The sequence below is a fragment of the Desulfoluna sp. genome (assembly GCF_030145185.1).
GTDB lineage: Bacteria > Desulfobacterota > Desulfobacteria > Desulfobacterales > Desulfolunaceae > Desulfoluna.
This window is the reverse complement of the sequence record NZ_JAQYWB010000055.1, coordinates 1-22,647: the sequence shown is the minus strand read 5'-3', so window position 1 is coordinate 22,647 and position 22,647 is coordinate 1. Positions and strand designations below refer to the sequence as shown.

The 22,647-nt window shown below is 55.0% G+C and carries 12 protein-coding genes; 9 read left to right on the top strand and 3 right to left on the bottom strand.

Translation table 11 applies throughout. The annotated features are described in order from the left end of the window. Window positions 1-227: 227 nt before the first annotated feature. The 6 genes from Q1Q75_RS16510 to Q1Q75_RS16485 all read left to right on the top strand — a co-directional run bounded on the left by Q1Q75_RS16510 (window position 228) and on the right by Q1Q75_RS16485 (window position 14,344). The gene (locus tag Q1Q75_RS16510; RefSeq protein WP_300672850.1) at window positions 228-2,642 is read left to right on the top strand and encodes a 3-hydroxyacyl-CoA dehydrogenase/enoyl-CoA hydratase family protein; all 2,415 of its coding nucleotides are present in this window, start codon (window positions 228-230) and stop codon (window positions 2,640-2,642) included. 99 nt (window positions 2,643-2,741) lie between these two features. Next, the gene (locus Q1Q75_RS16505; RefSeq protein ID WP_300672849.1) at window positions 2,742-3,914 is read left to right on the top strand and encodes a thiolase family protein; all 1,173 of its coding nucleotides are present in this window, start codon (window positions 2,742-2,744) and stop codon (window positions 3,912-3,914) included. Window positions 3,915-4,558: 644 nt separating this feature from the next. Then, window positions 4,559-6,898, top strand: a complete 2,340-nt coding sequence (locus Q1Q75_RS16500; protein WP_300672847.1) for a molybdopterin-dependent oxidoreductase — start codon at window positions 4,559-4,561, stop codon at window positions 6,896-6,898. A gap of 308 nt (window positions 6,899-7,206) precedes the next feature. After that, complete coding sequence (locus tag Q1Q75_RS16495; RefSeq protein WP_300672845.1) at window positions 7,207-8,784, top strand: FmdE family protein; 1,578 nt, start codon at window positions 7,207-7,209, stop codon at window positions 8,782-8,784. Between the two features lie 570 nt (window positions 8,785-9,354). After that, window positions 9,355-9,984, top strand: a complete 630-nt coding sequence (locus Q1Q75_RS16490; protein WP_300672844.1) for a TetR family transcriptional regulator — start codon at window positions 9,355-9,357, stop codon at window positions 9,982-9,984. Window positions 9,985-10,039: 55 nt separating this feature from the next. After that, window positions 10,040-14,344 (top strand): acyl-CoA dehydratase activase-related protein, encoded by a 4,305-nt coding sequence (locus Q1Q75_RS16485; RefSeq protein ID WP_300672842.1) that lies wholly within the window; start codon window positions 10,040-10,042, stop codon window positions 14,342-14,344. 102 nt (window positions 14,345-14,446) lie between these two features. On the opposite strand, the gene Q1Q75_RS16480 is transcribed toward Q1Q75_RS16485, so the two are convergent. Beyond that, entirely contained in the window at window positions 14,447-15,175 is a 729-nt protein-coding gene (locus Q1Q75_RS16480) for a BON domain-containing protein (RefSeq protein ID WP_300672840.1), read from the bottom strand. A 71-nt stretch (window positions 15,176-15,246) separates the two neighbouring features. Next, entirely contained in the window at window positions 15,247-16,281 is a 1,035-nt protein-coding gene (locus Q1Q75_RS16475) for a nitronate monooxygenase (protein ID WP_300672838.1), read from the bottom strand. A gap of 589 nt (window positions 16,282-16,870) precedes the next feature. Between Q1Q75_RS16475 and Q1Q75_RS16470 the strand changes: the two genes are divergently transcribed. Together Q1Q75_RS16470 and Q1Q75_RS16465 are read left to right on the top strand one after the other, a co-directional pair. Next, window positions 16,871-18,391, top strand: a complete 1,521-nt coding sequence (locus Q1Q75_RS16470) for a DUF1846 domain-containing protein (protein WP_300672836.1) — start codon at window positions 16,871-16,873, stop codon at window positions 18,389-18,391. Window positions 18,392-19,592: 1,201 nt separating this feature from the next. Next, on the top strand, window positions 19,593-20,378 hold the full coding sequence (locus Q1Q75_RS16465) for a DUF3592 domain-containing protein (RefSeq protein WP_300672834.1): 786 nt from the start codon (window positions 19,593-19,595) through the stop codon (window positions 20,376-20,378). 14 nt (window positions 20,379-20,392) lie between these two features. Here the strand turns inward: Q1Q75_RS16465 and Q1Q75_RS16460 are convergent, their stop codons facing one another. After that, complete coding sequence (locus Q1Q75_RS16460; protein ID WP_300672832.1) at window positions 20,393-20,806, bottom strand: hypothetical protein; 414 nt, start codon at window positions 20,804-20,806, stop codon at window positions 20,393-20,395. A 93-nt stretch (window positions 20,807-20,899) separates the two neighbouring features. Between Q1Q75_RS16460 and Q1Q75_RS16455 the strand changes: the two genes are divergently transcribed. Next, window positions 20,900-21,637 (top strand): alpha/beta hydrolase, encoded by a 738-nt coding sequence (locus Q1Q75_RS16455; protein ID WP_300672830.1) that lies wholly within the window; start codon window positions 20,900-20,902, stop codon window positions 21,635-21,637. Window positions 21,638-22,647 lie beyond the last annotated feature (1,010 nt).

Genomic DNA, 22,647 nt, shown 5'->3' with positions numbered 1-22,647 from the left:
CTCTAATCTATGTTTTTTTATGAGAACAATACTGAATCATTATTCATTATGTCTTGAAATTGAACGCCGTTTATCTTACTATACGTTCGATCGTCTGAGTATACGCCCTTTCGTCGCAATTCATTTCCCAGGCGATTCCTCCCCTTCGTAGGCTTCATGAAAATGTGACTCTGTTTTTTTACGTGGCCATCATGATTGTTAACAAAATATACACGTAGGAGGAATTTATGGTTAGAAAGATCAGTAAAGCAGCGGTTATCGGTTCTGGTATTATGGGTGGTGGAATTGCCGCTCTCCTCGCCGGCGCCGGGGTGAAGGTCCTGCTTCTGGACATCGTTCCCTTTGACCTGACGGATGAAGAGAAAAATGATCCTGCGGCCCGTAATCGCATCGTCAAGGCAGGTATGGACGGAGCCCTCATGGCTCAGCCCCCTCTTTTCTACAACAAGAAAGATGCCGGGCTCATCGAGATCGGGAACCTGACCGACGATTTTGACAAACTGGCCGATTGCGACTGGATCTGTGAAGTGGTCGTGGAGAACCTCAAGATCAAGCAGGAATTGTTCAAGCGGATCGAAGGCATCAGAAAGCCCACCTGTATTGTCAGCTCCAACACCTCAGGGATTCCATTAAAGGCCATGAGCGAGGGCCTGAGCTCCGAGTTCAAGAAGCATTTTCTCGGCACCCATTTTTTCAACCCCGTCCGCTGGATGCATCTTCTGGAATTGATTCCCGGTGAAGAGACAGCACAGGAAGTGCTTCGTTTCATCGAGAAGTTTGGTGAGATCAATCTCGGCAAAGGGATCGTCTGGGCCAAAGATACCCCCAACTTCATCGGTAACCGTATCGGTATCCAGGGCATGGGTAAGATCATGCAGGAAGTCGTCAAGCAGGGAATGACCTTGGCCGAAGTGGACGGTCTCTTCGGCCCGGCCATGGGCCGTCCCTCCAGCGCTATTTTTGGTACCGCCGATCTCGTTGGGCTCGATACCATGGCCCACGTCATGGAAAACTCCTACGATCTTTGTCCCGACGACGAAGAGCGGGAGACCCATGTCCTTCCTGAGTTTGTGACGAAAATGGTTGAAAAGGGCTGGCTTGGCAACAAGACCAAGGGTGGTTTCTTTAAAAAAGAGAAAAATGCCGATGGCAAAAAGGTCAAGTTGATGCTTGATCCCGCCTCCGGCGAGTACGTTGAGTTCGTTAAGCCGGATCTGCCCTGCCTGAACGCCGCCAAAGCGGCTTCCTCTCCTGTCGAGAAAATCAAAGCCATTATTTACGGTGATGACAAAGGTTCTAAGTTTGCCTGGAGTTGCTCGGCAAACGGTCTTATCTACGCAGCCAACCGCATTCCTGAGATTGCGACGTCTGTCGTTGAGATCGATAACGCCATGAAGTGGGGGTATGCCGTAGAAACCGGCCCCTTTGAGACCTGGGACATGATTGGAGTCAAAGAGTCCGTGGCACGGATGGAAGCCGATGGACTGGTCGTTCCCGAAAAAGTCAAGACCATGCTGGCTGGTGGAAACGAGACGTTTTACAAAGTGAAAGGCGGGCGTCAGTACTTTTATGACTTCGCAACCGAAAGTTATCAGTTTGTTAAGCTCAGTGGCACCGCGCTCTCCCTTGCGACCTGCAGGGCCGACGGCAAGGTCGTCAAGAGCTGCCCCTCCGTCTCCCTGGTCGATATCGGAGACGATATCTTCTGTGTCGAGTTCACTACCAAGATGAACGCCCTGAACCGTGAGATCATCGAGTTCATGGGGGAAGTCAAGGATTTCGCTCTTGAGAACGCGGCCGGTATCGTCATCGGCAACCAGGCCGGTGGCATGCCCGGAGCTTTCTCTGCCGGTGCCGACCTTGACTACGTTCTTGGGCTTTGTAAAGGCAAGAAATACGCGGAGATGGATGAATTTCTGGCTTTGGCACAGAACGGCATCAAGGATATCCATTACGCCAATATCCCCGTGGTGGCCGCTCCCTATGGCATGACCCTGGGCGGCGGGTGCGAAGTGTGCCTCGGTGCAGCCGACAAGATTGTGGGTGCCGCCGACCTCATGATGGGCCTTGTGGAAATGGGCGTGGGTCTTCTCCCTGCTGGCGGTGGCTGTACCAACCTCTGGAAGAAGTTTGTCTTTGCCCTTCCCGAACCTGTTCAGAAAGATACCGATCTGTCCAAGCTCTTTGTGCCGGTCTTCATGGCCATCGGGATGGCCAAGTACTCCATGAGTGCCAAACAGGCCTTCAGTCTGGGGCACATGCATCCCTGGGCCGACCGTATCGTCATGAACCGCGATCTCCTGATTGGCGAAGCCAAGAAAGAGGTGCTGGCCATGGTAGACGCCGGGTATGCGCCGCCCGTGAAGAAGCCGGTGCCTGTCATGGGTGAAGCCGGTACCGGGATGATCAACGCACAGATCTTTAACATGCTCAAAGGCGGGTTCCTCAGCGAGCATGACTCATTTATCGTGACGCGCATCGGCACCGTCATCTCCGGTGGTTCCGTTAAGGAAGGCACGGCGATTGATGAAGACGTCTTGTATAAGCTCGAGCGGGAAGCCTTTATCGATTTTGCGAAAGAAGAAAAAACCATCGCCCGAATCGAGCACATGCTGAAAAAAGGCGCCCCACTGCGTAATTAAGGCGGCGGCAGATCCGGTGTCGGCGGAAGGCAACGCTCCGACCGGGACCATGAAACGTGTGAAATGTCTGTGCTTAACGAACGACGTAAGGAGAATACTATGCGCGAAGTATATATCGTTGAATCTGTACGAACCCCCGGCTGCAAGAACAAGAGGGGGCAGTTTAAAGAAACCCGCCCTGAAGACCTTCTCTCTTTCATTATGAAGGCCTGTGTGGAGAAGACGGGCCTCGATCCCAAAGAGATCGATGACGTCATGTGCGGTTGTGCCTTTCCGGAAGCCGAGCAGGGCTTGAACATCGGCCGTGTTGCCAACCAGATGGCCGGGTTCCCCGAGAGCGTATCCGGGGCCACCGTCAACCGTTTCTGCTCCTCCGGCATTGAGGCCATTGCACTTTCCCATCTGCGGATCGCTGCCGGGTGGTCTGAAATCACCCTGGGCGCAGGTCTCGAATCCATGACCTATGTCCCCATGGGCGGTAACAAGCCTCGCCCCCATGCTCAGTTTGCCGTCTCCAACCCCGAGATGTATATCTCCATGGGCGTGACGGCTGAGAATGTGGCCGAGCGTTACGGTATCACCCGTGAGGAGTGTGATGAGTTTGCCGTGCGCTCCGTCAACAAGGCACTCAAAGCCCAGGAAGAGGGCTGGTTTACCGAGATTGTCCCCACACCGGCCTATAACTTTGTTCTTGGCGAGAACGGTACCTATGAGAAGAAGCACTTTATCGTCGACAAGGACGACGGCGTCCGAGCCGGCACGACGGTGGAAGGGATCGCCCGTTTGAACAGCCCCTTTAAAGCCGGGGGGGTGGCCACCGCGGCCAACTCCTCTCAGACCACCGACGGCGCTGCCGCCACCCTGCTTGCCAGCAAGGAGGCCTGTGAGAAGTTTGGTCTTAAGCCCATGGCAAAGCTGGTGGGGTACGCTGTGGCCGGTTGCAAGTCCGATGAAATGGGCGTGGGGCCGAAGTACGCCATTCCCAAAGTCCTGGAGCAGACCGGTTTTACCCTGGATGACATCGACATCATTGAACTCAACGAGGCCTTTGCCACCCAGTCCCTGCACTGCATCAACGAACTGGGCCTGGATGAATCCAAGATTAACCTCAACGGCGGCGCCATTGCCCTGGGCCACCCCCTGGGCTGCACCGGTGCCAAACTCACCGCCACGCTTCTGGCCAACATGAAGCGTGTGGGTGCCAAGCGCGGTCTCGTCTCCATGTGTATCGGTGGCGGTATGGGTGCCGCCGGTGTTTTTGAGCTTGTCTAAGCAAACAAGTCTGCTTTAGCGGGCGTAAGGTAGAGTCACTCGGCGTGCAGGAAGGGCTGGACACCTTTCCTGCATTCCTCTTACGTGGTTAAGCAGGAGACTTGGCTGGACAAGTGGGTCGGGGCATGGTTCATGAGAACAATGAATTTTTTAAGCATATATTCAAAGACTAATTCCCTTCTGTGTATATGTGTTTTCGTGGAGCGGTCCCGGCCCTTTTTTATCTTCGGCAACGGTTCGGAGGATGTTGGCGGTGGCCTTCGCCATGGAAATTCTTTAAAATTGGGCAAGAGAGTCATCGTGTTGGACGCTTTTTACTTGCTGAAAATACTTTTTTTTGGTCTTATATTACGCATGTGAAGTAAAATGGGCAAAAGGCAAAAGGCAAAAGGCTGAAGGCTGAAGGCAAAAGGCTAAAGGCTGAAGGCAAAAGGCTAAAGGCAAAAGGCTGAAGGCTGAAGGCAAAAGGCTAAAGGCTAAAGGCTAAAGGCTAAAGGCTGAAGGCTGAAGGCTAAAGGCTAAAGGCAAAAGGCTAAAGGCTGAGGGCTGAGGGCTGAAAAAGCGGGTGATAGGTCTTGGGGCACGGTGGCTTGCCTTGCCGCCGAAGGGATTTTTTTCGGGTAGTAACAAATCAGGAGAGAGCGATGGGTGAGTGGAAAAAGACAGGGTGCGTGCTGTGTGCGCAGAACTGTGGGATTGAGGTGCAGACCGAAGGGCATCGCATCGTCAAGGTCCGAGGTGATAAAGAGAACGTGAGAAGTCAGGGGTATCTTTGCCGCAAAGGGGCCAACGTGGCTTTTCATCAGAACCATGAAGGCCGACTGACCCATCCTCTTAAACGCACGGAAACGGGGTTTGAGGAGATCTCCTGGGATCAGGCCTTTGCCGAAATCGGTGCCAGGCTTCGGGCCATTGTCGATGAACATGGCCCGAAGTCTTATGCGTACATGGGGGGCGGAGGGCAGGGGTGCCACTTCGAGGCCGCCTTTGGTATGACCCTGATGAAGGCCGTGGGATCCAAATTTTCCTACAACGCCCTGGGCCAGGAACTCACCGGTTACTTCTGGGCCTGCGGGCGCATGATGGGGCGTCAGAACCGTTTTGCCATTCCCGACGAGCACCACGCCGAGATGATCCTGGGGATCGGGTGGAATGGGATGGAGAGTCATCAAATGCCCCGAGCTCCCCTGGTGTTGAAGGAGTTCTCTAAAAATCCGGATAAATTTCTCGCCATCATTGATCCGAGACGATCCGAGACCGCCCAGGCAGCCAACCTGCATATTCCTGTGCGCCCCGGCACGGATGCGCTTCTGGCCCGGGCCATGATCGCTTTGATTTTGGAGAAAGGGTGGGAGAAGCGAGACTATCTGGAAACTTACTGCACAGGTTTTGCCGAGATCGAGCCCTGGTTTCGGGGTTTTGATATCCGGGGCGCGCTGTCCGTGTGCGAGGTCTCTTATGATGACGTTTATGCCCTGTGCGGAAAGCTGGTGACCCTGAAATGGTGCATGCATTTTGACCTGGGGATCTACATGAACCGGCACAGCACCCTGACGAGTTATCTCTACATGCTTCTGGCCTCTGTCTGCGGGCGTAACGGCGTCCCCGGCGGCAACGTGATTCCCGGGACCATCGTGCCCCTGGGGAGTCACACCGACGAGCGGGACGAGAAAAACTGGCGGACCGTGGAGACCGGGTTTCCCGCCTTGAACGGCGCCTATCCTCCCAACGTGATGCCCGAAGAGATCCTCTCCGATCACCCTGAGCGGCTCCGCGTGGTTCTCTGCTCCGGTTCCAACCCGCTTCGAAGCTACGCGGACACCACAGCGTATGAAGAGGCCTTTAAAAAGCTTGATCTTCTTGTGGTCTCGGAGCTTGCCATGACGGAGACCGCGGAGCTGGCCCATTACGTGCTCCCGGCCAAGAGCGGGTACGAGTCCTTTGACGGTACTTTTTTCCCCTGGAACTATCCGGATGTCTATTTTCAGATGCGTCATCCCGTGGTGTGTCCAAAAGGGACGGCCAAGGAGGTGGGGGAGATCTATACAGGCATCGCCGAAGCGGCCGGGTATATTCCAGAGATTCCGGCTTTCGTGTACGAAGCGGCGAAAAAGGATCGAAAAACGTACGCCGCTGCCCTCATGAGTTTTGCATCCAAAAACAAAAAGGCCATGAAGGTTCTCCCCTTTGTGCTGGCAAAAACCCTGGGCGAGGAGTTGGGTTCGGCCAACCTCGCAGCCCTCTGGGGGATTACCCTGGCCATGCCTGCTGCCAACCGGAAAAATGCGGAGCGGGCGGGATTTTCCCTGCCGCCATTCTGGCAGACGGCGCTTCATCCGGTGAATCTCAGCAAAGCGCTTTCGGGCATGGTGCGCCATCGTGCCCTTGCCCCTGTGGCCCTCCTGACGCCGCAGCTCACCCAGAGCGAGGCGGTGTTTAAGGCGATCTACGATCACCCCGGAGGCCTTTGGGTGGGAAAGATGGATGGGGACCGCAATCTCGATGAAATCCGACACCCCGATGGCAAGATGCATCTTTTTATCCCGGAGATGGCAGAGTGGGTAGAGCAGATCACCCCCGAGGCTGAAGCCGAAGACCTCAAGATGAAGGAGGAGGCCCCCTTCATCCTCATGGCCGGGCGGCATACCTCCAAAAACAGCAACACCCTCATGCGCGATCCCGCCTGGAACGAGGGCAAACGCCCCTGCACTCTGGCCATGCATCCCGGGGACGCCAAGCGTTTTGATTTTACCGACGGCCAGAAGGTGAAGATTATCACCGAGGCCGCCTCCGAGGTGATTGAACTCGAAATCACCGATCACATGCGTAAGGGCCAGGTGGCGATTCCCCATGGTTTTGGTCTGCTGCACAAGGGTGAGGTTTTCGGGGTCAACGTTAACCGCCTCACCAAAAATACCCATCGGGATCCCTTTGCAGGGACCCCCCTGCACCGGTATGTTCCCTGCCGTGTGGAAGCGGTCTAACCCGGATATTTCACGAGTCGAGTGCTCTCGTTTCCAGGCTCCGCCCTGGGAGCGAGAAAGAGTGATGAGAACAGAGGCATTTTTTTTGAAACGTCCGCGTCGATTTTCTTAAGTCGGGGTCTTCAACGGTTCGCCATCGTTCCCTCTATACTGCCTGTATGACCTATTGGTTATTTTTCCTCCAGTAAACGGTTAAGAAAAGAACTGGCATTGAGCATGTCTTAGGTAGTATAAAAAAAATGTTGTTTAAACTCCTCTGAGCTTCCCCTGATTCTGTGGTTAATTTTTTGTTATAATGAGAGGTCTCTATGACAATTCGCGGGTTTTCGTTTGACGGATATGTGGATGAAGTCAAAAAGTTTCACGGTCATGTGGCTCCAGGGATGGTTGCCGGGGGCTTTATGGTGGAGTTGGCACTCTCCAACTTGCCGGAAGGGGCGCTTTTTGATGCGGTGAGTGAGACTCGGGCGTGTATCCCTGATGCGGTTCAACTTCTCACGCCCTGTACCATCGGGAACGGGTGGCTCAAAATTGTCTCCACCGGTCGTTTTGCCCTGGCCATGTACGACAAGCATACCGGCGAAGGGGTGCGGGTGGCTCCCAACCATGAGATCCTTGATCAGTGGCCTCAGTTCAAGGCCTGGTTGTTCAAGCTGGTGCCCAAGAAAGAGCAGGATACCCTCGCGCTTTTAAACGAAATCCGAGATGGGGGCGTTTCACTTTTTACCTGTGAAAAGGTTGTTCTGGATGGGTCTTTCCTTGGCGGGAAGAAAAAAAACGTCAGCTTTATCCGCCGGTGCGTCCACTGCGGAGAGGGCTTCAGGACCCTGGACGCGGTGGAGATCTGTCCTGCCTGCTCCGGAGAAACCACGCTTTATGAACACAAACATGCGGAAGCGCTTCGTTTGATCTCAACACCCCTGGAGAATGCCGTGGGAGGTCATGCCCTCCACGACATGACCTTGATCGTGCCCCGAAAACAAAAAGGGCCCGCCCTCGTCAAGGGTCAGCGCATCACCGAAGCCGATATCGAGACGCTTAAGAATATGGGTAAAAACCGGGTCTACCTCGAAGAGGAAAATCAACAGGAAAGCCTGGTGCATGAAAACGACGTGGCCATTGCGTTTGGCGATACCCTGGGAGGAGATGGCACCGTGGTTGTCGGTCCGCCTAAAGAGGGAAAGGTCGAATTCATCGCCGAGCACGACGGCCTCTTTTACGTGGATATCCCGCGGATCAATCGCCTCAATGCCATGGCCGACGTCATTCTCGCGACCCTGCCTTCGTATACCCCTGTCTGCAAAGGCAGTGTCCTTGCCGGAACCCGAGCCGTGCCTCTGTTTCTCTCCCGAGCCGAGTTTACCCGGTGTATGGCGCTGGCCTATACCCCCTTGTTCTCTGTGGCACCCTACACCGTGCGTCGGGCCGGAGTCATCGTCACCGGCACTGAGATTTATGAAGGCCGCATCAAAGACGCCTTTTTGTCTTACGCCGAAAAGACCCTCGGCCGTTACGGAGCCAATATTGGCGCTTCTGCCTTTGTCCCCGATGACCCGGATGTGCTGGCCGCTGAAGTCACCCGCATGATAAACGATGGCCTCAAGCTGATCATCACCACGGGCGGCCTCTCCGTCGATCCGGACGATGTGACCCAGGTGGGTCTCGAAAGAGCCGGTTTTCATATCTCATCCTCGCGATCTCCGGTTCTTCCCGGTGCCATGACCCTTCTGGGCAGACGGGGGGAGGTCAGCGTCGTGGGCGTCCCCGCCGGAGCCCTTGCCTCGAAGAAAACCGCTTTTGATCTGATTCTTCCACGCCTTCTGGCCGGAATCGAGGTGACGCCCGATGATGTGTATGAGATGGGTGTCGGGGGGTTGCTGGTTTAAAGACTTTTTTATCCCCGGTCGCGGAAAATCGTGTGGAACTCGATACTGCAGCGGCCTTGAGCGTGAAGCCGGTTTTTCCTCGCGTCGCTGAACGCGTAGACTGATCGTCCAGCGCTTGCGCTTGAGTGGCCGCTGCTTCCGTGGGCCTTGATCATGGTTTCGCCCATTGAAAAGACCCCGATCATTTGATGACCCTGGTTCTTCCGAGGCCCACATGGACGATAACGAATCCAAAAGCTGGACACCTCTGCCTCTGCCTCTGCCTCTGCCTCTGCCTCAGCCCTCAGCCCTCAGCCCTCAGCCCTCAGCCCTCAGCCCTCAGCCTTTAGCCTTTAGCCTTTAGCCTTTAGCCCATCCCCCATCGCCGTTTTTACCTGGCCAGGGTCCTTACGTGTCCATTCATGGGGTGATATAAACCGGAATCATCCCGGTGGCACGATGCGGTGCTGTGAAACGTAACCCTCTGTGTTCCCTCTAAAATCAATGGCATTTTATTCTTGACATCGTCCACCCATGGACTATTCTGTTTGACAGAGCTGTCAAACATATAAGTCAGACATAGGTGTTATGATGATAGAATCCCAGGAATTTCAAGAACCCCTTGTAAATACGGAACAGCGCATTCTCGATGCGGCCAAGCTCCTCTTTGTTCAGAAGGGGATGGACGGCACAAAAATGCAGGATATCGCAGATTCAGCGAAGATCAGTCGAACCTCTCTTCATTACTATTTCAGAAGCAAACAAAAACTGTTTGAAGCGGTTTTTTACGATCAGTTTGATCGGTTTCTCCCTCGGGTGACCAAGATTATGGAGCAGGAGATTACCTTTGAGGCGCGGCTCGGCCAATTTGTGGATAAATACCTGGATTTGTTTCTGGCGAACCCTTACCTGCCGAATTTTATGATGAATGAGCTGAACAGAGACCCAGAGAAGATGATTGAATTGTTCGCCGGGGAGGGCCTTTTTTCAAAGCGGGTCCGGGAACAGGTGGAAGGGGAGCTCAGATTGATGAATCCTTCACTTGAGGCGTCTCATTTTATTCTTAACCTGATCAGTCTGTGTGTGTTTCCTTTTATCGCAAGACCCATGGTGAAAGCGTTCCTCATCAATGGAGAAAAAGATGCGTTTTCTCATTTTATCAGGGAACGAAGGGCTATTATCGTCGATACACTGATGTGCTCCATTAACGATGCGAAATGACGATGCTGAGCCCCGGTCGGGGTTACAGATGATTTTTGATGTGAGGTAAGGACCCATGAAAAAAAATGGGATGGAACCGGATGCTTTGCGTGCCGGTTTGGATGTTGGTTCCACAACGGCGAAGTTGATCGTTCTGGAGGAGGGTGGCAAGACGTTGTTTTCCCGTTATTGCCGCCATGGGGCGGATATTGTCAATACCCTCGCTGATATGTTGACGGCGGCCCGGGAATTTCTTGGAGACCGCCTGGTGCAGCTGGCTGTCACCGGATCGGCCGGTATGGGCATTGCCGAACGCACGGGCATGCCGTTCATTCAGGAGGTGGTCGCGGCCGGTGAGGTGGTGCAGCGTTATTTTCCTCAGGTTCAAACCCTGATAGACATTGGCGGCGAAGACAGCAAGATGATTTTTTTCAGCCCGGAGAGGCCGCCGGACATTCGCATGAACGGGAGCTGTGCCGGAGGGACGGGCGCATTTATCGATCAGATGGCCTCCCTCTTGGATCTCTCCGTCGGTGACTTAAATGGTCAGGCGGCGGCATCCACCGTGATTCATCCCATTGCGTCCCGGTGCGGGGTCTTTGCCAAGACCGATGTGCAGAATCTGGTGAGCCGAAAGATTGCTATTTCTGATATTTGTGCCTCTATTCTCCATGCCGTGGCGGTGCAGAACCTCAATACCCTGGCAAGGGGGATTAAAATCAAGTCGACGATCCTTTTCTGCGGGGGACCGTTGACCTTTTTCTCTTCGCTGCGGGATCGGTTTCGCCACTGCCTTAATCTCTCCGACACCGAGACCCTTCTTCCGGCCAACAGTGAGTTTTTTCCGGCCTGGGGGGCCGCGTTGAATCCTGTTTCCGAGGGGACCGGAGTCCGGCTCTCCACCTGGCAGGATCGGATCGGAAGCTGCGCCGCCACGATATCGTCTGCGGGGCATCGTCTGCCAGCCCTCTTCAAAGACGCGGCGGCATTTACCCAGTGGCAGGAAGAGCGCGCCACCCTGGATATTCCTCGGGTGGACCTGGCTCAGGCGGAGTCCCCACTGTTTTTGGGGATCGATTCCGGTTCCACCACCACCAAGGTCATGGTGATGGATAATCGGAACCGGGTGGTCTTTCACGATTACCGTCCCAACCGGGGCAACCCGGTGGACACCGTCCTGGAGGCGCTCTTTTGTTTTCGCGATAAAATTGGAACTGAGGCGCACCCCCTCATTGCTGCAGGAGCGGTGACCGGCTATGGGGAGGATTTAATCCGATCCGTTCTGGATATCGACCTTGGGGTGGTGGAGACTCTGGCCCATTGGCGTTCCGCTGCCCAATACGACCCCGAGGTCTCCTTTGTCCTCGACATCGGCGGGCAGGATATGAAGGCGATTTTTATTCGGGATCGTGGGATCAGTCGGATTGAAATCAATGAGGCCTGCTCTTCGGGATGCGGCTCTTTTATCGAAGGATTTGCCCATTCGCTGGGCCTATCGGCCGAGGCCTTCGCCGATCTCGCCTGTCATGCTGCGGCCCCGTGTGACCTGGGGACCCGATGCACGGTGTTTATGAACTCAAGAATCAAACAGGCTCAGCGGGAGAACGCCGAGATCGGTGACATTGCGGCGGGCCTGGCGATAGCCGTCATTAAAAACACCCTCTATAAAGTGTTGAAACTTCGCGACCCCTCCGAGCTGGGAGACCATATCGTGGTCCAGGGGGGAACCTTTCGGAACCCCGCGGTCATGCGTGCCTTAGAGGTCCTTACCGGGCGTCAGGTCGCCGCCTCACGCTGGCCGGAGATGATGGGGGCCTTTGGAGCCGCACTCCTGGCCCGGGAGGGCTTTGAAAGCGAGCCGGCGGCGGTTCGGGCTGTGGATCTGGCAGCGCTTGATGCCTGCCGTCATTATACCACGCGACAGATTACCTGTCGGGGGTGCACCAACCAGTGCACGGTGACCCGATTCTCGTTTGATCGGGGTCGGATGTTTCATGTGGGAAATAAATGTGAACGGGTCTTCAGCAATCGCGGCAGGGAGAGGGTCCGGGGCACGAATCTGTTCTCGGCCAGGAACCGGCACCTCTTTGATCGCAGCCTGGAGCCGTCCGCCCCTGCAGCGAGTCTGTGTATCGGTATTCCCCGCATACTCGGCATGTTCGAGACCTTTCCTTTCTGGCACACGCTGTTCACCGAATGCGGGTTTAAGGTGGTGCTCTCCGATCCGTCTACCCCTGAGATTTATGAAAAGGGGCTCGGCACCATCATGGCGGACAACATCTGTTTTCCGGCCAAGCTTGCCCACGGCCATGTGGCCGATCTCCTGGGCCGGGGCGTGGATCGAATTTTTTATCCCTTCGCCATCCATGAATCCAACGATCAGCCTGATGCGGTGAACAGTTACAACTGTCCCATCGTGGCCGGGTATGCCGATGTGTTGAAGGGCGCGGTGGAGACCGGGGCGGAAGAGGAGATCCCCTTTGATGCGCCGACGCTCTCTTTTCGAGATCCGGTGCTGTTGAAGAGAGCTTGTTTCAGTTATCTGAAAACACTTGGGGTTTCCCATGGCCGGATGCGCGAGGCCTTCCAGCAGGCCCAGGACTCCCAGAAGAGGTTTTGTGATCAGCTGTGTCAGGAAGGGGAGGCGTTGCTTGACGCCGCCGCGGAGCAAGGGCGCACGGTGGTCGTGCTGGCGGGGCGTCCTTATCATGCGGATCCTTTGATTGAGCACCAGACCTCGGAGATCCTCGCCGATCTGGGCGTGGATGTGATCCCGGTGGATCTTCCGGCGCGTCTCTGCTTAAAAAGTCTGACGGAGTTATCCGCGGTCTCCCAGTGGACCTTTCCCAATCGGTTGCTGAAGGCGGCTCAGTGGGTCGCGGACCAGCCAGATCCGCATATTCAGTTTGTGATGCTGAACTCTTTCGGGTGCGGGCCGGATGCCTTTATCATGGATGAAATTCATGACATCCTGGCGGCTTCGGATAAAATATTTACCCTGATTAAAATTGATGAAATATCGAGCACCGGATCCTCCCGCCTGCGTCTTCGTTCCCTGGTTGAAACCCTGAACGGAAGGGCTCCTGCTGAACCGGCGCGGGTAAAACCCATTAAACAGACGCCACCCTATCGCCGGGAAGATCGAATCAAGCCGATTATTGCGCCTTATTTTGCCGATTGCTATTCCCCGTTTTTCCCGCCTATTTTTAAACTCTTGGGCTACGACCTGCAGGTGCTTCCTCCCTCCGATTCCCAGTCCGTGGAATACGGCCTGACGTATGCCAACAATGAAATCTGTTATCCGGCCACGGTCATTATCGGTGATTTCATCAAGGCGTTTAAAACCGGTCTGTATGATCCCCGAAACACGGTGGTCGGGATGTCCCAGACCGGGGGCCAGTGCCGGGCCACCAGCTATATCAGCCTGATTAAAAGGGCGCTGGTGAGTGCCGGGTACGCAGAGGTCCCCGTGATTGCGGCCGCCTATGGCAATGGCGCGACAAACGATCAGCCGGGATTCGAATTTCAGGTGCGCCGCATCATCGGTCCGGCGTTGAGCAGCCTTTTGTTTGCCGATGCCGTCTCGCGGCTTTTCTATAAGACCGTCGTGCGAGAGAGGCAACCCGGCCAGGCTCTGGCCCTGCGGGATCATTACCTGGATGTTGCACGTGCCTTCTCGGAAAAAGGCGATACCCAGGGGCTTCTTTCACTCTTAAAAGAGGCGGTGGTGGACTTTAACGCAGCCATCGGGGATCCTTCCCCCCTGCCGCGGATCGGGGTGGTCGGTGAGATTTTTCTGGAATACAACCGGTTCTGCCAGATGGGGGTCGTGGACTGGATGATTTCCCAGGGGGTGGAGGTGAGTGTGCCTTCCCTGCTCGATTTTGTGATGCAGTATTTTGTCAATGTAAAGGTCAATCGGCGCAGTCACTTAGAACATGGCGGGGCCTTCATGATCAAGCAGATGTTCATGGAGCGCACCGCCATGAAACGGATTCATTCGTTTGAACAGGTGCTCACCGGATTCTCCTGTTACGAGCCCCGTGCCGGGATCCATCAGAAAGCCCAGCTGGCCTCCAATATTGTGAACCTTGCCAGTCAGTTTGGAGAGGGGTGGCTGATTCCGGCAGAGATCGCCGAATATGCCCGGGAGGGGATCTGGAATGTGGTCTGCCTTCAGCCCTTCGGCTGCATTGCAAACCATGTGATCGCCAAAGGGATCGAGTGGAAGGTCAAGAAGCTTTATCCCGAGATAAGCCTTCTCTTCCTTGATTTTGACGCGGGGGCCAGTGAAGTGAATATTTTAAACAGGCTTCATTTTATGATTGAGAGCGCAAAACATCATCACCAGGTTGCCCTGAAACGCAGCGGGGGCCGATAAGGAACGAAAATCGTAACTGTTCAGCTCCAAACAAGACTCCGTCGGCAAGGGTGGTGAAGCCTCTGAGGCAAAAACACCTTGAAAACGAATCGCTTTGAGGCCTTACTCTGTGATGGGGTCCGCTACGGGTTTGGGCGTTGTGTCTGGGGGAGGGATGGGGGCTTCCGGGGCGTCGGGCTGCTCGTCTTTGATCAGGTCGTCTTCGTCTTCCATGGTCATCCCGGCGATGGAGTCCATGACTGCTTCCCAGGAGCGGCCTGTGCCCGTGGCCACGAGAAAGGAGCGTACCTTTTTGACGCCGGGGATCTGGGCTGCATGATATTCGGCGGCCTGCATCGCCTCTTTGGAGCTGACCACCCCCAACAGCACGGCGTGGCACTGCACGGATTTGACGAAGATGTTGGTGGAGAAGACCGCTTTATCGGCCAGCAGTCGGGCGTTGAGTTCCGTGGTAATGCGCAGGTTATCGGCGATGTTGCAGGCGGTCTCGTCCCCTTTTTTAAGGATATAGGGGACCGGAGGCTTGCCGGTGACCTCCCGGGCGATGGCCACAAGCCGATCGGCTTCGGCCAGGGTTTCACATTGCCCCACAATAAAGGGGAAGCCGTAATAGCACTTGGCCGAGACATCGAGCACCATGGTGACATCATCGGCCAGAATTTTTTCCAGCATAAGGGCGGTGAGTTTTTTATCATTTAAAATGTGCTTGATACTTCGTTCGTCTACGGCGGTTTTGTAGACGGTTTTTGCCCCACTGCGGATGGCCGACCCCACGCTGCAGGATGTGAATAATAAAAGGATGATCGCTGTTGCTGTGAGATAACGTTTCATGGGGTACCGAGTGTGAGTCATGTTTTGATTTTGCCCAAGTCTTAAACCGGATGGCCTCTGTCGTCAAGGCATCAGGCGGTGCTTTTTTGTTTCCAGGGCTCATCGTCTGTGTTCAGGAGTCCATGGGTCTTGTGGATCGTTTCCCTGGCCTCCATGATCATGCGTTCGATAAGTTCGGACACGCTGGGGATATCATCGATCAGCCCCACGGATTGTCCGATGGTGAGCATGGCCTCCTCGGCGTTGCCCTCTTTCCAGACGGCCCTGGCACGTTCGCCGGAGATGAGGGGCAAAAGATCCGTGAGGTCTCCTCCGGCCTTTTCCACCTCCTCCACTTTTTTCATGATGGCATTGGACAGGGCGCGGACCTGAAGGCCGAAACCGCTTAAGAGCGACTGCAGGTTCAGGGAGGTGTCGTATTCTTGTTTCTCCATAAGCACCTTGTGGATGTTGGGGTGGACCTCGCTCTCCCGGGTGGCAAGAAAGCGAGTGGCCATCATGATGCCATCGGCACCCAGGGAGAGGGCGGCGGCCAGGCTGCGACCGTTGGCCATCCCGCCTGCGGCCAGTACAGGAAGATCCACCTCGGAGACCACCCTCGGCACGAGAACCAGGGTGGAGACATTGTCTTTGTGGGGAAAGCCCCCTTCTTCAAATCCGGCGATGGTCACGGCATCGTAGCCCACCTTCTGGGCGTGGACCGCATGTTTCACCGTGCCCACCTTGTGCAGTACCTTCACGCCGGCCTCATGGGCCATGGGAAGAAATTCAGGCCCCAGAAAACGGTCCACCGGGGCCCCGGCGATCTCCATGGCGCACACTTTTTTTTCACAGCAGACCCGGAAAAAAGCCTGAAGCAGCTCAACAGGCAGGCGAATGGAGGGCATGGTGGTGATGTTGACGATAAAGGGGGCCGAAGTCAGTTGCCGTGTCTCATCAATGGCCGCTCGCAATTCATCGGCGCTGTTGTAGTTCCCGGAGGTGAGGTTGCCCAGGGCACCCGCGTTGCTGATAGCCGCTGCCAGGGAGGGTTTGGCGATCCAGAGCATGCCTCCGCATTGAATGGGGTACCTGCAGCCGAAAAGTTCTGTCATGCGAGTTTTCATGGGGTATCCTTTGCGTGAGAGGTGGGGTGTGTTTGCGGATGCGAGGATGAACCAGAATACCCGTACGTTAGCACACAGGGGGAAAAGGGGTCAATGTCCGGTTGGTCTGCCGGTCGATCCACGGGACGCGGGAGGGGCGGGCAGGGGGGCGGATGATTTCTATATTTCTGCACCCGAAATGCGCAATACTTTGTCATTGGGCTTTCTCCATGGATTTGGCCTGATCGGCCGGGACTTGAACAAAAGAATCTTCTTTGCAGTTCTCTTCACCTATGGTAATTCCGAAAGATTGTGTCACCCGATGACCTGTTCACCATCCCTTAACCCGATCCCGGGCTGAGTTTAGATGTCGTTGTACGAAGTCGATGAAACGGCTGCTCTGTCCTGATCGTGTATCTGCGACGGCGTGGCCACTATAAAGTGCCGTGTTCGGCTGAGCCGGAACCCTGCATTTTTCGGAACCACCATTTCATACCCCTGAAAGAGCTGTTTGAATGATTTAAGCTGACGTTGCGGTGTGTTTTTCTGTGCCGCAGGGTTTCCTGCGTTTTCATGATGGCTTTTGACCCGATCCCTTGAGGTTTTGTTTATGAGTACAAATCAGATTTTTGATAATGAGAAGTACCTGCGCGAGCAGGCCGGTGAGATCCGGATGCGTATTGAGCAATTTGACAACAAACTCTACCTGGAGTTTGGCGGAAAGCTGATGTTTGACTATCATGCCGCCCGTGTGCTTCCCGGCTATGACCCCAACATTAAGGTCCGCCTCCTGCAGAAGTTGAAAGACCAGGCGGAGGTACTGATCTGCATTTATGCCGGGGACATCGAACGGAAAAAAGTCCGTGCCGACTTCGGTATCACTTATGAAACAGATATCCTCAAGATTATCGACGACCTGTCTGAATGGGGCATCGAGGTTCGTGGCGTCATCATCACCCGTTTTGAAAACCAGCCCGCGGCGGTGCTCTTTAAAACCAAGCTGGAGCGACGCGGTGTTAACGTCTACACCCACTATTTCACCAAGGGTTACCCCACGGATGTGGACACCATCGTCAGTGAAGAGGGCTACGGGGTTAATGATTACGTAAAGACCGAAAAACCCCTGGTTATCGTCACCGGGCCCGGTCCAGGCAGCGGCAAGATGGCCACCTGTCTCTCCCAGCTCTATCATGATCATAAACACGGCATTCAGGCCGGGTACGCCAAGTTCGAGACCTTCCCCGTCTGGAACCTGCCCTTGAAACACCCCGTGAACATTGCTTATGAAGCCGCCACGGCGGACCTGGCAGACGTCAACATGATCGACCCCTACCATTTAGAAGCGTATGACAAAAAATCGGTAAACTACAACCGTGACGTCGACGTCTTCCCCGTGCTGAAGCGGATTCTTCAGAAGATTTCGGGTGACGAGACGTTCTATCGTTCTCCCACCGACATGGGCGTGAACCGTGTGGGCTTTGCCATCGTGGACGACGAAGGGGCCAAAAAGGCCTCCATGCAGGAGCTGATCCGTCGCTACCTGCGTTATCGCTGTGAATACGTCCTCGGCATGGTGGATAAGGATACCGTCCAGCGCGCAGAGCTCCTGATGAAGGAGTTTGATCTCACCGAAGAGGACCGCCCGGTGGTGGGACCTGCCCGGAAAATCGCAGAAGAGGCGAAATCCGACCCCCGCCTCGGCAATGAAGGGCTCCACTGCGGTGCCGCCATCAAGCTCAAGGACGGCACCATCATCACCGGCTCCAACTCGCCCCGGATGCATGCTGCGGCAAGCGCTATCTGCCGGGCCCTGAAATACCTGGCCGAGATTCCCGGTAAAATTCAGCTCCTGCCTCAGTCCACGGTGGATTCGGTGAACAACCTGAAAACCGAAGTCCTCGGTGAAAAGAACCTCTCCCTGGATCTCCAGGAGACCCTGATCACCCTGGCCATCAGCGCCACCAGCAACCACGCGGTACAGCTGGCCATGGAAGGGCTCAAAGAGTTCAAAGGCTGTGAGATGCACATGACCCACATGCCCACCCCCGGCGATGAAGCTGGCCTCCGCCGCCTGGGTGTTTACCTCACCACCGACCCGGTTTTTTCGTCTAACAACTTGTATACGGCGTAAGTAAAAAGGCCCGCTTTGCGGGCCTTTTTTGTGAATAGTGAATAGTGAGTGGTGAATAGTGAATAGTGAGTGGTGAATAGTGAATAGTGAGTGGTGAATAGTGAATAGTGAGTGGTGAATAGTGAGTGGTGAATAGTGAGTGGTGAATAGTGAATAGTGAATAGTGAGTGGTGAATAGTGAATAGTGAAAAGTGAAAAGTGAAAAGTGAAAAGATGGTGGCCGAAACAATCATCATGGTTTTTTTTATCATTGATGGAGCGTAGCGACTCCCCGAACGAAGCACCAAGAACCAAGCACGAAGCACGCTTTTTTTATTTAATGGAGCGCAGCGACTCCTCGAACGAAGAACCAAGCACCAAGCACTAAGCACGCTTTTTTTATTTAATGGGGCGCAGCGACTCCTCGAACGAAGAACTAAGAACCAAGCACGAAGAACCTTTTCCCCTCGTTCCCAGGCTCCGCCTGGTAATACCCCCCGGAGGCTCCGCCTCCAATCTTAAACCCCCGCAACCTCTGAATTTCCCCCTTGCACCACGGCTTTTTAAAATTGATGAAGCGCAGCGACTCCTCGAACGAAGCACAAAGAACCAAGCACGAAGCACGCTTTTTTTAATGAAGCGCAGCGACTCCTCGAACGAAGCACGAAGAACCTTTTCCCCTCGTTCCCAGGCTCCGCCTGGTAATGCTCCCCGGAGGCTCTGCCTCCATGCTTAAAATCCCCGCAACCTGTGAGTCCCCCCCTGCGCCCCGGCTTTTTAAAATTAATGAACCACAGCGACTCCTCGAACGAAGCACAAAGAACCAAGCACGAAGCACGCTTTTTTTTATTTGATGGAGCGTAGCGACTCCTCGAACGAAGCACAAAGAACCAAGCACAAAGCACGCTTTTTTTATTTAATGAAGCGACATCCCCCGTCTAAGAAACAAAGAACATCTTTTGCCTTTCAAGACAGCTGTGATACGTGTGTTGAACATGTTGCGGCCACGTAAGATGTGCCAGGGTCGTATTTTTATACCTGTTTATCAAACTTTCTTGTCGCGCCGTAGCCCTTGGGCGAAGGCGGATCAAAAGTTTGGCCCCCGGCAGGGCCGCCGGAGGCACGCTTTTTTTTATTTAATGGAGCGCAGCGACTCCCCGAACGAAGAACGAAGAACCAAGAACCAAGCACGCTTTTTTTATTATTTTTTAAGGGGAACACGATGAACGATACGGTTTACCGGCGCGTGCCTGCCAGTCTTTTTATCCGATTTTTGCTGGATCGTCCTCGGGCCATCTCCGTGGGCCTCATGCTGGCGGTCCTTCCCGCAGGCGTCCTGATCCTGCTCAGCTGGCTCATCACCTCCATGGACGGCAAGGGACCTGATTTTGAATCCCTTTTGGCCGCAGGAGCCCCGTTCACTGCCACGGTGGTGGACGTGAACCCCGTGACACGCATCACCATTCAGAACCGAAACCCGGTGCGCATTACCTATCGTTACCAGTGGGGAAATATCCCCATCACCGATACCGTTCAGACCCTGGCCGAAGCGGGCTACGACCTCAAACCCGGCCAGACCGTCACAGCCCTTGTGGGGGACGCCGACTCCATCCTCCCCGATTTTCCTCCAGTGCGTTTCCCCTCATGGGCCATTGCCGTGATCGCCGGAATGTTTTTCATGATGGGCCTCCCGTTTTTGATCTATGCCTGGTTAGGAGCCGTCGCCAGACGGCGGCTCTACCTTCGGGGCACCCTCATTGACGGTACGGTCGACTTCCTTTCATCGGCCCACTGCGTGCCCTTTACCGCCACCCGCATCCAGGTGGCATTCACCGGTATCACCGACGAGGGCAGGGCGGTCAAAGGCACCTCCGTGGTGGTGGTTGATGAGAGCTGGCACGGGAAAAAAAGGGGCAGCGCCGTTCAGGTGCTTGTGGACAACGCCTCACCGGACCGCGCTTGCGTGGTAGAAGAGACGGTGCTGGCACGGTGTGCACCGCTGGGATGACCGCAGGGGAAAGATTAAATGCGTGCCTCCGGCGGCAAGGTGGCGCCACCTTGAAAGCGGGTTTGCGAATGCGCATCGGGAGTCGTCATTCCGGGCTGAAATGCGTCCGCATTCGCTTGAAGTGCAAGGAAACTCACAGTGCGTCGCACGTGCATGAGCTGTAGATGGGCGGAAGCCAATTCAGCCGTTGACTTTAACCGAAATAACTCCGGCGGCAAGGTGTGCCACCTCGAAAGTTGATTACGGGGTGCGACGGCCTCCAAGGGTGGCGGTTGACACATACGGTGTTGCAAACCCCGAAAGATGTCGGCCTGAATTTTTCTGCCTTCGGCGGGTGGTGGCCATTCCCCTGCAGTGCCTTTAAAGCTGATGCGCATGGGGTGCCGGTAAAGATCAATCAGTCGATATCGTTTTTTAAATCTGTTCATCAAACTTTCTTGTCGCGCCGTAGCCCTTGGGCGAAGGCGGATCGAAAGTTTAGCCCCCGGCAGGGACGCCGGAGGCAACTCGGAGATTTTACAATGAAATTTGGTATTCCCGTTTTGTTGGCTGTGTTGTTCTTTTCTTCAACCGTCTCCGCTGGCTTGAAGGAAACAAAGGCAACAGCCCCGGACCACCCCAGAGGCGTGGTCCTTATCCACGGCCTTGCGCGCTCGGCCTCCTCCATGAAAAAAATGGAAAAAGCCCTTCAATCCGCTGGGTACCAAACCCTCAATATCGATTATCCCTCCACCGAGTATCCTGTGGAGATCCTCTGCCGCGACCACGTGGCCCCCAAGGTCAACGCCTTTTACAAATCCACCGGAGGCTCCCTCGCTTTTGTCACCCACTCCATGGGCGGGATTCTTCTCCGGTACATGGTGGAACACGCCCTCATTGACGCTCCATACCGCGCCGTCATGCTCAGCCCCCCAAACCAGGGAAGTGAGGTTGTGGACAAGTTGGGCAATCTCTCTCTCTTTCAGGCCATCAACGGCCCCGCCGGGAATCAACTCGGCACCGGCCCCGATCAGATCCCCGCCCAGCTCGGCCCTGTGACCTTCTCCTTGGGCGTCCTCATAGGCACCCGTTCCATCAATCTTATCCTCTCCGTTCTGATCCCCGGCCCCGACGACGGTAAAGTGGCCGTGGATAAAGCCCGTGTAACCGGCATGACCGACTTCCGAACCCTTCCCGCCACCCACCCCTTCATCATGAAAAACAAAACCGCCATGGAAGAGACCTTGAGGTTTTTGGAAAAGGGGCGGTTTAGCAAATAGCAAATAGTGAATGGGGGTTAGTGAATAGTGAACAGGATGCGTTTTACGCACAAAAGACAATAAAAGCCTGCCTCCGGCGGCGAGGTGAGCCACCTCGAAAGCAGATTTGCGAATGCGCATCGGGTGTCGTTACTCCGGGCTGAAATGCGTCCGCATTCGCGTGATGTGCAAAGAAACGCACAGTGCGTCGCAAGTGCATGAATGGTCGGTGGGCAGTGTCCAACGCAACCGTTGACTCTCACCGGAATAACTCCGGCGGCGAGGTGAGCTACCTCGAAAGCTGGTCTTTTGCCTCGTGTGTGAAGTCCTGCAGCATAACCCTTGACCTGCGGATACCGTTGACCCGTAGGATGGGCAAAGCGCGAAGCGTGCCCATCATTGATTGATAAACCGCCGCCAATCATAGCCCCGAAACCCTGGCTCTTAAGAAATAGAGGGAAGGGTGCGCTTTACGCACAAAGGGAAAAGAGGCCTGGTTCAAAACAGGGCTCCAATTTTGAAGGTGGAGTGAAGGCACCACGGGACCCTCCTGGGCGCGCCGTGCTCCGTCGCGGCTTTTTTTGCCGGGGCTTGCCCCGGCCAGAGTTACCCTGAAATGCTTATTATTGAACCATGCCGGAAAAGACAATAAAAGCCAGCCTCCGGCGGCGAGGTGAGCCACCTCGAAAGCGAATTTTTGCCTCGTGTGTGAAGTCCTGCAGCATAACCCTTGACCTTCGGATACCGTTGGACCCGTAGGATGGGCAAAGCGCGAAGCGTGCCCATCATTGGCTGATAAACCGCCGCCGATCATAGCTCCGAAACCCAAGCTCTTAAGGAATAGAGGATAGGGTGCGCTTTACGCACAAAGGGAAAAGCAATAAAAGCGTGCCTCCAGATGCCTTTTTTCGGCCTTGGTCATCGTTTGGGCCGGGACCTTTAAAAAACCGAGAAAGACGAACCGAAACGGAGCGCCGCACCCCGGTGCGGCTTTTTAGTTCGTCGTTACCCATGCCGCACCGGAGTGCGGC